Annotated in this window: 13 protein-coding genes; 5 read left to right on the plus strand and 8 right to left on the minus strand. The window is 65.9% G+C overall.

Translation table 11 applies throughout. From position 1 onward, the window contains the following. Positions 1–9 precede the first annotated feature (9 nt). The 3 genes from MSZK_RS07170 to MSZK_RS07180 all read right to left on the minus strand — a co-directional run bounded on the left by MSZK_RS07170 (position 10) and on the right by MSZK_RS07180 (position 2509). Complete coding sequence (locus tag MSZK_RS07170) at positions 10–621, minus strand: heparin-binding hemagglutinin (protein ID WP_099246282.1); 612 nt, start codon at positions 619–621, stop codon at positions 10–12. 70 nt (positions 622–691) lie between these two features. Then, positions 692–1084: a helix-turn-helix domain-containing protein gene (locus MSZK_RS07175; protein WP_099246284.1), complete on the minus strand. Its 393-nt coding sequence runs from the start codon at positions 1082–1084 to the stop codon at positions 692–694. 90 nt (positions 1085–1174) lie between these two features. After that, positions 1175–2509, minus strand: a complete 1335-nt coding sequence (locus MSZK_RS07180) for a DUF445 domain-containing protein (RefSeq protein WP_233211155.1) — start codon at positions 2507–2509, stop codon at positions 1175–1177. Between the two features lie 99 nt (positions 2510–2608). Between MSZK_RS07180 and MSZK_RS07185 the strand changes: the two genes are divergently transcribed. Next, positions 2609–3310: a TetR/AcrR family transcriptional regulator gene (locus tag MSZK_RS07185; protein WP_099246286.1), complete on the plus strand. Its 702-nt coding sequence runs from the start codon at positions 2609–2611 to the stop codon at positions 3308–3310. On the opposite strand, the gene MSZK_RS07190 is transcribed toward MSZK_RS07185, so the two are convergent. Continuing rightward, the gene (locus tag MSZK_RS07190) at positions 3303–4178 is read right to left on the minus strand and encodes a DUF4344 domain-containing metallopeptidase (protein WP_099246288.1); all 876 of its coding nucleotides are present in this window, start codon (positions 4176–4178) and stop codon (positions 3303–3305) included. The genes MSZK_RS07185 and MSZK_RS07190 overlap by 8 nt on opposite strands. A 193-nt stretch (positions 4179–4371) precedes the next feature. Here MSZK_RS07190 and MSZK_RS07195 point away from each other — a divergent pair, with 193 nt between their 5' ends. Together MSZK_RS07195 and MSZK_RS07200 are read left to right on the plus strand one after the other, a co-directional pair. After that, on the plus strand, positions 4372–5703 hold the full coding sequence (locus tag MSZK_RS07195) for a hypothetical protein (RefSeq protein WP_142389889.1): 1332 nt from the start codon (positions 4372–4374) through the stop codon (positions 5701–5703). Between the two features lie 22 nt (positions 5704–5725). After that, positions 5726–6583 carry a polyphosphate kinase 2 family protein gene (locus MSZK_RS07200; RefSeq protein ID WP_099246292.1) on the plus strand — a complete coding sequence of 286 codons (858 nt, stop codon included), beginning with the start codon at positions 5726–5728 and terminating at the stop codon, positions 6581–6583. Here MSZK_RS07200 and MSZK_RS07205 read toward each other — a convergent pair. The 4 genes from MSZK_RS07205 to MSZK_RS07220 all read right to left on the minus strand — a co-directional run bounded on the left by MSZK_RS07205 (position 6580) and on the right by MSZK_RS07220 (position 10922). Further along, complete coding sequence (locus MSZK_RS07205; RefSeq protein ID WP_099246294.1) at positions 6580–7455, minus strand: cyclopropane mycolic acid synthase family methyltransferase; 876 nt, start codon at positions 7453–7455, stop codon at positions 6580–6582. The two genes, MSZK_RS07200 and MSZK_RS07205, sit on opposite strands and share 4 nt — an antisense overlap. Positions 7456–7600: 145 nt before the next feature. Next, entirely contained in the window at positions 7601–8455 is an 855-nt protein-coding gene (locus MSZK_RS07210) for a 3-hydroxybutyryl-CoA dehydrogenase (RefSeq protein WP_099246296.1), read from the minus strand. A 95-nt stretch (positions 8456–8550) separates the two neighbouring features. Next, a complete protein-coding gene (gene aceA / locus MSZK_RS07215; RefSeq protein WP_071950112.1) occupies positions 8551–9837 on the minus strand; it encodes an isocitrate lyase in 1287 nt (428 codons plus the stop codon). Between the two features lie 260 nt (positions 9838–10097). After that, on the minus strand, positions 10098–10922 hold the full coding sequence (locus tag MSZK_RS07220) for an acyl-[acyl-carrier-protein] thioesterase (protein WP_099246298.1): 825 nt from the start codon (positions 10920–10922) through the stop codon (positions 10098–10100). 160 nt (positions 10923–11082) lie between these two features. Here MSZK_RS07220 and ramB point away from each other — a divergent pair, with 160 nt between their 5' ends. After that, positions 11083–12507, plus strand: coding sequence for an acetate metabolism transcriptional regulator RamB (ramB, locus tag MSZK_RS07225; RefSeq protein WP_099246506.1), 1425 nt, complete (start codon positions 11083–11085; stop codon positions 12505–12507). Continuing rightward, positions 12507–13043, plus strand: coding sequence for a carboxymuconolactone decarboxylase family protein (locus tag MSZK_RS07230; RefSeq protein WP_099246300.1), 537 nt, complete (start codon positions 12507–12509; stop codon positions 13041–13043). Before ramB ends, MSZK_RS07230 begins: the two co-directional genes overlap by 1 nt. Positions 13044–13045: the final 2 nt, after the last annotated feature.

The following is a 13045-nucleotide window of genomic DNA, read 5'->3' on the forward strand; positions in this document are numbered from 1 at the left end:
GACAGCGAATTACTTCTGGGTGACCTTCTTGGCCGGGGCGGCCTTCTTGGCCGGGGCCTTCTTGGCCGCAGCCTTGGCCGGAGCGGCCTTCTTGGCCGGGGCGGCCTTCTTGGCGGGGGCCTTGGCCGGGGCCTCCTTGGCGGGCAGCTCGACGCCGACCAGCTTGGCGGCGCGCTCGCCGACGGCGCGGGTCTGCGACGATACGTTGCCCAGCGCCTCCTGGGTCAGCTCGACAGCCTGGTCGACGTAACCCTCGGCACGGGCGGCGACATCCTTGAGCTCGGGCTGGTTGCGCAGCCGCTCCAGGGCGGCCTCGCCACGCTCGACGAGGCTGTTGTAAGTCGCAGTCGCGGACTCGACGTAGCCCTCGGCGGCCTTGCGCAGCTCCTCCGTGGACAGCTTGCCGCGCAGCTCCTCGGCCCGCTGCGGCAGGTCTTCCTGCAGCTTGGTCAGCGCGGCGCGACGATCCGCGGCGCGGGTGCTGGCCTCGCTGCGGGCGTCCTCGGCGCGCTCACGCAGGGTCGCCAGGATCTCGTTGACGGTGGCCAGGGCCAGATCGGCGGCACCGACAGCGGCAAGCAGCGGGGCCTTCAGGTCCTCGACGTTGGGGTTCTCAGCCATCGTAGTGGCTCCTTTCGATGTTGGATTCGGTTGTCAGTTAGCGGTTTTCGTCAGGTTGGCTGGTCTGCGGTTACTCAGTCGACAGCTCCTCACGCGCAGCTTCGTTCTGCTGGCAGAACGAGGTGTAGATGTCGAGCAGAACCTGCTTCTGACGCTCGGTGATCACGGTGTCGGTGATGATCGCGTCGTGCACCTTGCTCGCCTCTCCAGGCTCGAGAATCCCGGCCCGGATGTAGAGCACCTCGGCCGACAGCCGCAGTGCCTTGGCGATCTGGCTCAGCACCTCCGCAGAGGGTTTCCGTAGTCCCCGTTCGATCTGGCTGAGGTACGGATTGCTGACACCGGCCTTCTCGGCCAACTGCCGCACCGAAACCTGAGCGGCTTCACGCTGCGCCCTGATGAAGCCACCGATGTCATGCGCGGCGTTGGACACCACAGCTTGAAGATCTCCGTCTTGCGCCATGGTTCACCTCCCGTCGCGGTGGGTATGCGGTGCGTACGTCCGCCACATTACGCGGGGGTGCTAACTTTTGCAAGCACCTGCTAGCGCAGGTCAGAAGAGTATTTGCGCCACGGTGTAGATGATCAGGCCGGCCAGGGCACCCACCACGGTGCCGTTGATCCGGATGAATTGCAGGTCTCGGCCGACGTGCAGTTCGATCCGCCGACTGGCTTCCTCGGCGTCCCACCGCTCGATCGTGTCGGTGATGATCGTAGTGATCTCAGCGCCGTACTGAGCGACCAGATGCTGAGCGCCGCGCACGATCCAGTTGTCCACCTTGTCGCGTAACTCGGCATCGTCGCGCAGCGACTCCCCGATCCGCACGATCGAATCGGCGATGCGAGTGCGCAGCGCGCTCGACGGATCGTCAACACCGTCAAGTACCAAGCGCTTCAACGTCTTCCACGCCGTCTCCGCCGCACGGGTGACCTCGTCGCGCGCCATCAGCTGTTCTTTGACCGCCTCGGCGCGCGCGATCGTCGCCTCGTCGTTCTGCAGATCGCTGGCGAACTCGAACAGGAAACGCGTCGCCGATTGGCGCAGTTCGTGATTCGGATCACGCCGCACCTTGTCGGTGAAATCCATCAACTCTCGGTGAATCCGGTCGCCGACCAGCTGGTCGACGAATCGCGGTGACCAGCTGGGGGAATCGCGGGTGACGACGCGCTCGATGGTGTCGCCGGCGTTCAGCGCCCACTCAAAGGCCCGGTCGCACAACAGCTGGATCAGCGCCTCCTGGCGGTTCTCGGCCAGCAGCTCGGCCAGCACCCGGCCCACCGGTGGCCCCCACTGCGGTTCGGCCAGCCGTTTGACAATGGTGCGGTCGATGACCTGCTGGATGTCTTCGTCGTTGAGCAGTTCCACGACGACCCGCAGCACCGTGCCGGTCTCGGTGGCCACCCGGGCGGCATGCGCCGGGTCGGACAGCCACTTGCCCAGCCGGCCGGCCACGTCGGCGTCGCGCAGTTTGGTCTCCACCACGTCCGGCGACAGGAAGTTCTCCCGCACAAAGCTGCCCAGGCCCTCGCCGAGCTGGTCCTTCTTGCGCTTGATGATCGCCGTGTGCGGGATCTCGAGGCCCAGGGGATGCCGGAACAGTGCGGTGACCGCGAACCAGTCGGCCAGCGCACCGACCATCCCGGCCTCGGCGGCGGCCCCCACGTAGCCGATCCAAGCCGGCCCGCCGTGGGCCTGGCCCCAACGGCAGACCAGGAAGATCACGGTGGCACCGATCAGGAAACTCAGCGCGACAGCCTTCATCCGGCGCAGTGCGCGGCGGCGCTGGTCGTCGGCCTCGGGGTCGGCCCCGGCGAACGACTCCGCAAACGAGGCACCGGTGCGGGCCGAGCCCGTCGGCAACGCCGGGAGGCGATGTTTGGCTGTCACACCACCATCATCCGCTATCCGCCGACCCAGTTAATGTGACGGTGCCGTTCGATCAGACCGTAGAATCGTCGACAACGAAGGGGAACGGACTCCGCGACAGTGGCACAGCAGACTACCCATGGGGTCGCCAAGACCGATGGTCGCAAGCGGCGCTGGCATCAACACAAGGTCGAACGCCGCACCGAGTTGGTCGACGGCGCACTCGGGGCCGTCCGCCGACGCGGCCGCGACATCAGTATGGACGAGATAGCTGCGGAAATAGGCGTCTCCAAGACCGTTCTCTACCGCTACTTCGTCGACAAGAATGACCTCACCACTGCGATCATGATGCGGTTCGCGCAGACCACCCTGATCCCCAACATGGCTGCGGCATTGTCGTCGAACCTGGACGGATTCGACCTCACCCGGGAGATCATCCGGGTCTACGTGGATACCGTCGCCGCCGAGCCCGCAACGTACCAATTCGTGATGGCAAACAGTTCGGCGAGCAAAAACAAAGTCATCGCCGACTCGGAGCAAATCATCGCCAGGATGCTCGCGGTGGTGCTCCGCAGGCGCATGCAGCGGGCCGGCATGGACACCGGCGGGGTCGAGCCCTGGGCCTACCTCATCGTCGGCGGCGTCCAGTTGGCCACCCACTCCTGGATGTCGAACCCGCGGATGAGCAGCGACAATCTGATCGATTACCTGACCATGCTGTGCTGGAACGCCCTGTGCGGCATCGTCGAGGCCGGCGGATCGCTGGACAGGTTCAGCGCCGGGCCGCACCCGTCGCCTGCGCTGCCGCCCACCCTCACTTGAGATACGGGCCGAGCAGCTGGTCCCACGACTTGCTCAGCTTGGCGTACTCGTCCTCGCAGCCGTCGGCGCGGTCCTGCGGCAGCGATCCGCTGCTGACCAGGTCGGCGTTGTCAACCGGATCGGCGCCGTAGACCCAGCATTCGAGGTTGTACATCCGGGCCAGGTCCAGCGAATGCACGTCGGCGAGCTGCCCTTCGTCGATCTCGCCGCCTTTCTGGTCGCTGTAGCCCTTGAATTCGCGGGCGAAATCCTTGACCGCCTGGACCGACTCCGGGTCGATCTTCCCGTCCGGACCGGGTGCCAGCAGGATGTACGCGGCGAGCTGATCGGCCACGTCTTCCTCCCTGCCGGTCGCGGGCAGGTCGTAGAGGTCGATCACCATATGGCCGGTCTCGTGATAGAACGTGGCGATCTCGGAGTTGATCGCCGAGGCCTGCGGGTCGGCGTCACCGGCCTTGGTGTAGATGTCCAGGGCGTCGGCGGCGTCCTCGTAGCAGATCGTGACCGACTTCTCGTCGGGGCTCCAATAGGCGTTCGCGGTGTCGCACTGCTTGCCGATCAGCGGGATGTCGTAGGGCAGCTTCAGCGACTCGGTGATGCCGTCGGCGAGGTCTTCGAGCAGGTGCTCGTTTTTCATCAGGTCGCGGCCGGTGATCGCCTCCGGCGAGGTCGCGTCCTCGTAGGTCGCGGTCATCCTGCCCGGCCAGTCCGCGTCGTCGCCGTCCGGTTGGCCAGATGGCTGCGGCGCGGCCTGCGCCGTCGAGGGCGCGACCGCGGACTCCGAGGTCGGCTTCGGTGTGTTGTCGTGTCCACACCCCGCCGCCACCGCCACCAGCGCCATGGCCACCGAGCACACCCGACCGCGCATCCACTCCCCCAACCGTCGTCCGTTCCGAGCCTCATGATGTTAACTGCGCCCGCCCCGGCAGGTGGGCCAGCACGCAGGCGGCGAACTTCGCGAAATCCCGGGTCGAATCGGGTAGAACAAATCGTCGGGGTCTTGCGTGCGATATTTCGTCGGGCGGAATGGTTTCGCGTCATACATGTCTAGGGAGGCCGCGGTGGAAAGCGACAGCGCACAGGTGCGTAGGCGGATGGGACTGATTGCCGCCGTTGCGATATCGATGTCGGCGCTGTTTGCTGGTTCCGGAGTGAGTGCGGCTGATCCCTACGACGGGGACGACGGCGGCGGCGACAGCAGCTACAGCAGCGGCGGTGACGACGGTGGCAGTGTGCCGGAGGCGCCCTCGGGTGGCAGTGTGCCGGAGGCGCCCTCGGGTGGCGGGATGGAGGAGCCGTCCGGCGGAGCCTTGGACGAGCCCGGCGGCACCGAAGCGCCCACCGGCGGCATTCCCGACGAGCCCGGCGGCGCCGAAACACCCGGCACCGCGACGGACGTCGAGCCCGGCGGCGGCACGCCCGCCGAACCCGGCAACGACGGGCCCGCGGGCGGGGGCGCCACCCCGGCACCGGACTCCGGCGGGGGCGCCACCGCGACACCGGAGCCCGGCGAAGAGGCCACCGAGCCGAGCGGTCCGCAGGCATCGCAGGAGGACGTCACCACCGCCATGGCCTCCGAAGTGGAGACCATCACGTCCACCGAGGTCTCGTCGCAAGAACTGACCAGCTACCAGGAGTCGATTTCGTCGACCGTGACCACCTCGTCGCTGACCACCGGCCTGGCGCTGAGCAGCCCTGTGACACTGTGGAATTCGAGCTGGATCTCCTACGACAGCTACTACCGCCCGGTGTTCACCAACCCGTACCGGACACCGCTGAGCGTGCTCTACGACTACGGCGGCAGCACCCAGGTACTCACCGTGGCGCCGCTGGCGCGCGCCACCCTGAACGTGCCTGACGCCGGGGTCTACAGCTTCACCGCCATGACCCGTCCGGCGTCCGGGCCGGCCACCAATCTGTCGGTGGGCAGCTTCTCCGGCGGCGGCTACCAGCCCGCGCCCGGGCAGGCCCCGCCGCAGCGGCCGGCGTCGCTGAACACCCAGAAGAATGCGCTGGTCCAGGTGCGGTTCGACCGGGGCAGCTCGGCGCCGTTCCGGGTCAAGACGCTGACCGACCTGGGCGCCGATCCCGCCGTCAACGGCGCCACCAAGGTGCTGCTCGACGAGGAGGTGCCGGCCTGGGGGCAGTGGTCCAAGACCGACAAGGGCGAAGCCGTGTTCGTCATCTCCCAGACCCAGACGTTGCCCGGCGTCAACCCGCCGGCCCAGGAGCCGCTGCCCGGCTACAACGTGAAACTGACCGCTGCCGAGAAGCCGTCCTGGGTCGAGAAGAACAAGACCGCACTGATCGTGGTCGCCGTCGGCGCCGGGGTGCTGGCACTGGCGGCGGTCGGGTTCATGCTGGTTTCGCGGCGCCGCGGCGCCGGCGGTTGATGGGGAGCTAGTCTCGTCGGCTATGACCGACCTGCCAGCGCAGTGGAGCCACGAGCCGCGCAAGATCCTCAAGTTCCGTGCCGGTGACAAGGTCGCCGACATCGACACCGACTCCAGCCCGGGCTATTCCGACGGCAGCGACGGGTCGGAGGAGGTGCAGGCCGAGCGCAATGCGCGATTCGCCGGCCTGCAAGAGATGCTCTACGCCGGCGGCAGAGAAGGCGACCACCGCTCAGTACTGCTGGTGCTGCAGGGCATGGACACCGCCGGCAAGGGCGGCATCGTCAAACATGTTGTGGGCGCGGGCAACCCGCAGGGTATCCGCTACACCAGCTTCGGTGTGCCGACCGAGGAGGAGCGCGCCCACCACTACCTGTGGCGGATTCGCAAGGCGCTGCCCGCCGCCGGGCAACTCGGGGTCTTCGACCGGTCCCATTACGAGGACGTGCTGGTGGTCCGGGTGCACGAGCTGGTGCCGCGGGACGTATGGGAGACCCGCTATGACGAGATCAACGCCTTCGAGAAGGAACTCGTCGACTCCGGGACCACGATCGTCAAGTGCGCGATGTTCGTCTCCCTCGACGAGCAGAAGCGCCGGCTGTCCGAACGCCTCGAGCGACCCGACAAATACTGGAAGTACAACCCGGGCGACCTCGAGGAGCGCAAGTTGTGGCCGGCCTACCAGGAGGCCTACCAGGCGGTGCTGGACCGGACCTCGACCGACTACGCGCCGTGGTTCGTCATCCCCTGCGACAAGAAGTGGTACAGCCGACTGGCCATCACCGAGTTGCTGATCGAGGCCCTCAAGAGCCTGAAGCTCACCTGGCCGGCCGCCAGCTTCGACGTCGAGGCCGAGAAGAGGAAGCTGGCGAACGCCTAGCCTTTGACCAGGGTGAACTGGCCGATATTGGTGATGCCGCGACGGAAGAAGTCCGCACAGCCGGTCAGGTATTTCATGTAACGGTCGTAGACCTCCGGCGAGGTGATCGCGATCGCCTCGTTCCGGTTGGCCACCAGCTTCGCGGCCCACATGTCCAGCGTGCGCGCGTAGTGGTGCTGCAGCAGGTGGATGCGTTCCAGCGTGAAGCCCGAGTCCAGCGCGAGCTGCTCGATGTCTTCGACCGCGGGCAGCCGGCCACCGGGGAAGATCTCGTTCTCGATGAACTTCATGAACCTCAGGTCGCTGATGGTGACCTTGATCCCGTTGTCGCGGAAGAACTTCTGGGTGTGAGCCAGGATCGTGTGCAGCAGCATGCGCCCGTCGGCGGGCAGCAGGTTGTACGCCTTCTCGAAGAACAGCGGATACCGCTCGACCTTGAACGCCTCGAACGCGCCGATGCTGACGATCCGGTCGACCGGCTCGTCGAACTCTTCCCAGCCCTGCAACCGCACCTCGATCGACCGGGTGGTGTCGAGCGTGGCGAGGCGCTTACGGGCGAACTCCGACTGGTTTTTGCTCAGCGTGATCCCGATGACGTTGACGTCGTACTTCTGCACGGCCATCTCGAGCGCGCCGCCCCAGCCACAGCCGACGTCGAGCAGCGTCATCCCCGGCTCCAGGTTGAGCTTGCCCAGAGCGAGGTCGAATTTGGCGGTCTGCGACTCGTCGAGCGTCATGTCCTCGCGCTCGTAATAACCGCACGTGTAGCCCATGGTCGGACCGAGGAACAACGCGAAGAAGTCGTCTGAGACGTCGTAGATCGACTGTGACTCCTCGTAGTAAGGAGTCAGATCCGCATCTACGTTGGCCATCAACAGCTACCTTCCAGCTTTTACGTTCACCTGGCCGGATGCTGGGCAAAGCGATGCTGCCGCAACGGCGCCCGACCAAAACCTGCAGCCTAGTCAATTCCCCCGCGAAATGCACAAGGCGCGAGCGGCGTCACAGCTACCTGCATCAGTAGGTGTAGAAGCCTCGTCCGGACTTCTTTCCGAGCATCCCGGCCTCGACCATGCGCAGCAGCAGGGGCGGCGGGGCGTAGTGCGCGTCCTTGAGTTCGTCGTACATCGAGTCGGCGATCAGCTTCATGGTGTCCAGTCCGATCAGGTCCGAGAGCCGCAGCGGCCCCATCGGATGCGACAGGCCCGCCACGATCGCGGTGTCGACGTCCTCGACGGTGGCGACGCCGGCTTCGACCATCCGGATGGCCGACAGCAGGTAGGGCACCAGCAGCGCGTTGACCACGAAGCCGGACCGGTCGCCGCAGCGCACCACCTTCTTGCCGAGGACCTCACCGGCGAACTGTTCGACCCGCGCGATCGCCGACTCGGAGGTGACCAGCGTGTTGATCACCTCGACGAGCGGCAACACCGGCACCGGGTTGAAGAAGTGCAGGCCAAGCACCCGGCTCGGGTTCTTGGTGGCGGCAGCGATCTTCATGATCGGGATGCTCGAGGTGTTCGACGCCAGCACCGCGTCCGGATCGGTGATGAGCTCGTCGAGTTGGGCGAAGATCTTGCCCTTGACCGCCTCGTCTTCGACGACGGCCTCGATCACCAGCTGGCGGTCGGACAGATCGGCGAGATCGGTGGTGAAGGTCAGCCGGGCCAGTGTCGCGTCGCGGTCGGCCTCCGAGAGCTTGCCCTTGCTGGTGGCACGTTCCAGCGAGGAGGTGACGCGGTCACGTCCGGCGTTGATCAGCGCGTCGGTCGGCTCGAAGACGACGACGTTGGCGCCCGCCTTGGCGGCCACCTCGACGATTCCCGAGCCCATCTGCCCGGCACCGACCACACCTACTCGTTCAATGCTCACGAAGACACTTTCTACTAAAGGCGCGAACAGACACAAACTCGCACTCTCGGATATCCGATCGTGCGAGTTTGCGTCTGCTCAAGTCAGGCTCAGGCCTAGTGGAACTGGCCCTCTTCGGTCGAGCCCGCCAGAGCGGTGGTCGAGCTGGTCGGGTCCACCGTGGTGGCGATCCGGTCGAAGTAGCCGGCGCCGACCTCGCGCTGGTGCTTGGTCGCGGTGTAGCCGCGCTCCTCGGCGGCGAACTCGCGCTCCTGCAACTCGACGTAGGCGCTCATCTGGTTGCGGGCGTAGCCGTAGGCCAGATCGAACATCGAGTAGTTCAGGGCGTGGAAGCCGGCCAGGGTGATGAACTGGAACTTGAAGCCCATCGCGCCCAGCTCCTTCTGGAACTTCGCGATCGTCGAGTCGTCCAGGTGCTGCTTCCAGTTGAACGACGGCGAGCAGTTGTAGGCCAGCATCTGGTCCGGGAACTCGCTCTTGACGCCTTCGGCGAACTTGGCCGCCAGCTCGAGGTCCGGGGTGCCGGTCTCCATCCAGATCAGGTCGGAGTACGGCGCGTAGGCCTTGGCGCGGGCAATGCAGGGCTCGATGCCGTTGCGCACCCGGTAGAAACCCTCGGCGGTGCGCTCACCGGTGATGAACGGCTGGTCGCGCTCGTCGACGTCGGACGTGATGAGCGTGGCGGCCTCGGCATCGGTACGGGCGATGACCACGGTGGGGACATCGGCGACGTCCGCCGCGAGACGTGCCGAGGTCAGGGTGCGGATGTGCTGCTGGGTCGGGATCAGCACCTTGCCACCGAGGTGGCCGCACTTCTTCTCCGAGGCCAGCTGGTCCTCCCAGTGTGAGCCCGCGACGCCGGCGGCGATCATCGCCTTCTGCAGCTCGTAGACGTTCAGGGCGCCACCGAATCCGGCCTCGCCGTCGGCGACGATCGGGGCCAGCCAGTTCTCCACCGAGGTGTCACCCTCGACCTTGGCGATCTCGTCGGCGCGCAGCAGCGCGTTGTTGATCCGGCGCACCACCTGCGGCACCGAGTTGGCCGGGTAGAGGCTCTGATCGGGGTAGGTGTGGCCGGACAGGTTCGCGTCGCCGGCGACCTGCCAACCCGACAGGTAGATCGCCTTCAGGCCGGCACGCACCTGCTGGACGGCCATGTTGCCGGTCAGCGCGCCGAGGGCGTTGACGAACTCCATGTCGTGCAGCTGGTTCCACAGCACCTCGGCGCCGCGGCGGGCCAGGGTGGCCTCCTCGACGACGCTGCCCTGCAGCGCGACGACGTCGGCCGGGGTGTAGGTACGGGTGATCCCTTTCCAGCGGGGGTTGGTGTCCCAATCCTTCTGGATCTCTTCCGGGCTCTTCGGCTGGCCAACGTTGGACATCGCCTGCTCCTTCGAATCGAGGTCGCCACGTTGACTTCGACGTGAACTGTTAACGTCAACGCAGTTTCGCTTGTGTGCTGACAAGAGCATGCCTCGCACCATTAGTGCAGTTCAAGCCGTTGTGAGTGCCAATTTTCGCCAACAGCCTCGGTAACTTTGCAAAGTTTGCGAAGGGCAGTGTTGCCTGAACCGGTTCAGAAGTTACCGTCCGGTAGCGCCTTTGTGCAGGTCAGTACGCTCGTACTGTTAAACCGTGTCGCTCACAGCGGGAAGATCGCGGCGAGCGCTTTGGTCTCCTCGCCGACGACATATGTGAGCGTTCTAACAGTGCGGTCGGCCAGCTCCGGACCGAACTTGTCGGTGCTGCCGGGCGGGTACACGTGCAGCAGGATTTCCAGCTTGTCGCCGAAAGCCACCGGGGCGTCGTGCTCGAGCGTGACGCGCAGCGGCGCCTCGAACAATTCCGGGTAGTGCGCCAAGAACTCCTCGACCACTTTCCAGTACACCGAGTTGTTGACGTGGTCGAACAGGTCGATATCGCTGACCCGGATCGGGAAGTCGCGGATCTCGTTGGCATCGTGACGCTCGCCCGCGCTCAGGTACGACTTCCAGCGCAACCGGTCGACGGAGGTGGTGCGCTTGAGGCTGTCCAGGAAGTCGTCGGACATCCGGGCCGGCCCCTGGGTCTCGCGATTGATGTTGATCCAGAAGGCCTCGGATTCGATCAGGCCGCGCCCGCGCACCCCATCTATACGGACCCGCATCTCACACCAGCGATTCGAGGTACCCGAGCACCACCGCCGCATCCGCAGCATGTCCTGGAATTCGATCGGGCGGATCAGGTCGACCATCGTGCGCCGCACAATCCACAGTGGATGGGTTTCCTCGTGGCCCATCTCGCGGAGCTGGTCCTGACCGATGTCCTGGATGTGCCGGCAGGCCGCGTCCAACCGCAGGCGCCCGGCGCGGTCGATGTCGCCGACCCGCAACGGCCATTCCCGGTCGAAGACGTCGGGGTGCGGGTCGGGAACGTCCATGAGCGCCTTGGCCAGTCCGGTCCCGGTGGTGCGCCCGATGTCGCTCATGCGCGATCCACCTTCGACTGCTCGCTGGTCGTCATGTGCGGTCGTCCTCTCCCCAGCCCCGTCCCAGCGCGATCATGCCAAAGGGCCCCTGCAATGCCAACCAGCCTGCGTTGCCAACACTGCGAAGATGTTCTTCGCAGCCGTCGGTAGGCTGGGCCAGGTGTCCAAGACGTTCGTCGGTTCCCGGATACGACAGCTGCGCAGCGAGCGCGGTTTCAGCCAGGCGGCGCTGGCGCAGATGCTGGAGATCTCGCCCAGCTACCTCAACCAGATCGAGCACGACGTCCGGCCACTGACCGTTGCCGTACTGCTGCGCATCACCGACGTCTTCGGCGTCGACGCCACCTTCTTCGCCTCGCAGGACGACACCCGGTTGGTGGCCGAACTGCGCGAGGTCACCATGGACCGCGACCTCGATCTCGACGTCGACATGACCGAGGTCGCCGACATCGTCAACACCCATCCGGCGATCGCCCGAGCGATCGTCAACCTGCACCGCCGCTACCGGATCACCACCGCACAGCTCGCGGCGGCCACCGAAGACCGGTTCAGCCTCAACGCCGGCGGCAGCGGCACGGGCTCGATCTCGATGCCACATGAGGAAGTTCGCGACTACTTCTATCAACGGCAGAACTATCTGCACGAACTCGACACCGCCGCCGAGGACCTGACCATCCGGATGCGGATGCACCGCGCCGAGCTGTCCCGCGAGCTGTCCGACCGGCTCACGATGGTGCACGGTGTGCACATCATCCGGCGGGTGGACCTCGGCGAGACGGTCTTACATCGCTACGACCCGGCCTCGCGCACGCTGGAGATCAGCAATCACCTGTCTTCGGGCCAGCAGGTGTTCAAGATGGCAACCGAGCTGGCCTATCTGGAGTTCGGCGACCTGATCGACAAGCTGGTCGACGAGGGCAAGTTCACCAGCGACGAGTCCCGCACGCTGGCTCGACTCGGCCTGGCCAGCTACTTCGCCGCGGCAACGGTGTTGCCCTACGGGCAATTCCACGACGTGGCCGAGAATTTCCGCTACGACGTCGAGCGGCTTTCGGCGTTCTATCAGGTCAGCTATCAGACCATCTGCCACCGGCTCTCCACTCTTCAGCGGCCCTCGATGCGCGGTGTCCCGTTCTCGTTCGTCCGGGTCGACCGGGCCGGGAACATGTCGAAACGCCAGTCCGCCACCGGCTTTCACTTCTCCTCGGCCGGCGGGACCTGTCCGTTGTGGAACGTCTACGAGACCTTCGCCAACCCGGGCAAGATCCTGGTGCAGATGGCCCAGATGCCCGACGGCCAGAACTACATGTGGGTGGCCAGGACGGTCGAACGCCGGGCGTCGCGATATGGCCAGCCGGTCAAGACATTTGCGATCGGGCTGGGCTGTGAAGCTCGCCACGCCAGCCGCCTGGTGTACTCCAAGGGCCTGGACTTGTCCTCGGACAATGCGACACCGATCGGTGCCGGCTGCCGGGTCTGCGAACGCGACAACTGCCCGCAGCGCGCCTTCCCGGCCTTGGGGCGCGCCCTGGATCTCGACGAGCACCGCAGCACGGTCTCGCCCTACCTTGTCAAGGAGTCCTGATGTCCCAACGCATTCCGCCGGGCGGCCGACGTGAGCTCGGCCTGGTCAACTGGACCATCGCCCGGCTGGGCGCCCGCGCGATCCGCGCTCCCCAGATGAACCTGTTCAACGTCCTGGGCCGGCACAAGCTGCTGTTCCTGTCGTTCCTGCCGTATTCCGGTGTGCTGCTCAACTGGGGCAAGATACCCAAGCGGGACAAGGAACTGGTGATCCTGCGGGTCGGTCACCTGCGCAACTCGCAGTACGAGCTGCAGCAACACCGGCGGCTGGCCAGAACCCGGGGGCTCGATGCCGCGGCGCAGGAGCGGATCTTCGCCGGGCCGACCGCCGAGGGATTGACCGATCGCGAGCGCGCCCTGGTGAAGGCCGTCGACGAGTTCGTGCTCGACCGGGACCTGTCCGATGAGACGTTCGCCGGCCTGTCGGCGCACCTCACCCGCGAGCAGATCATCGAATTCTGCGCGCTGGCAGGGCATTACGACGCCATCGCGGCTATCCTGGCCACCTTGCGGGTGCCGATGGACTTCCCGGACTGACG

It is taken from the genome of Mycobacterium sp. shizuoka-1 (assembly GCF_002723835.1).
Lineage (GTDB): Bacteria > Actinomycetota > Actinomycetes > Mycobacteriales > Mycobacteriaceae > Mycobacterium.

What these genes read in the sequence shown, in the direction of transcription:
- MSZK_RS07220 (WP_099246298.1), bottom strand. Translation starts at nt 10,922, where the DNA reads ATGAGCGACATCGGGCGCACCACCGGGACCGGACTGGCCAAGGCGCTC.
- aceA (WP_071950112.1), bottom strand. Translation starts at nt 9,837, where the DNA reads ATGTCCAACGTTGGCCAGCCGAAGAGCCCGGAAGAGATCCAGAAGGAT.
- MSZK_RS07170 (WP_099246282.1), bottom strand. Translation starts at nt 621, where the DNA reads ATGGCTGAGAACCCCAACGTCGAGGACCTGAAGGCCCCGCTGCTTGCC.
- MSZK_RS07190 (WP_099246288.1), bottom strand. Translation starts at nt 4,178, where the DNA reads ATGCGCGGTCGGGTGTGCTCGGTGGCCATGGCGCTGGTGGCGGTGGCG.
- MSZK_RS07200 (WP_099246292.1), top strand. Translation starts at nt 5,726, where the DNA reads ATGACCGACCTGCCAGCGCAGTGGAGCCACGAGCCGCGCAAGATCCTC.
- MSZK_RS07175 (WP_099246284.1), bottom strand. Translation starts at nt 1,084, where the DNA reads ATGGCGCAAGACGGAGATCTTCAAGCTGTGGTGTCCAACGCCGCGCAT.
- MSZK_RS07230 (WP_099246300.1), top strand. Translation starts at nt 12,507, where the DNA reads ATGTCCCAACGCATTCCGCCGGGCGGCCGACGTGAGCTCGGCCTGGTC.
- MSZK_RS07205 (WP_099246294.1), bottom strand. Translation starts at nt 7,455, where the DNA reads ATGGCCAACGTAGATGCGGATCTGACTCCTTACTACGAGGAGTCACAG.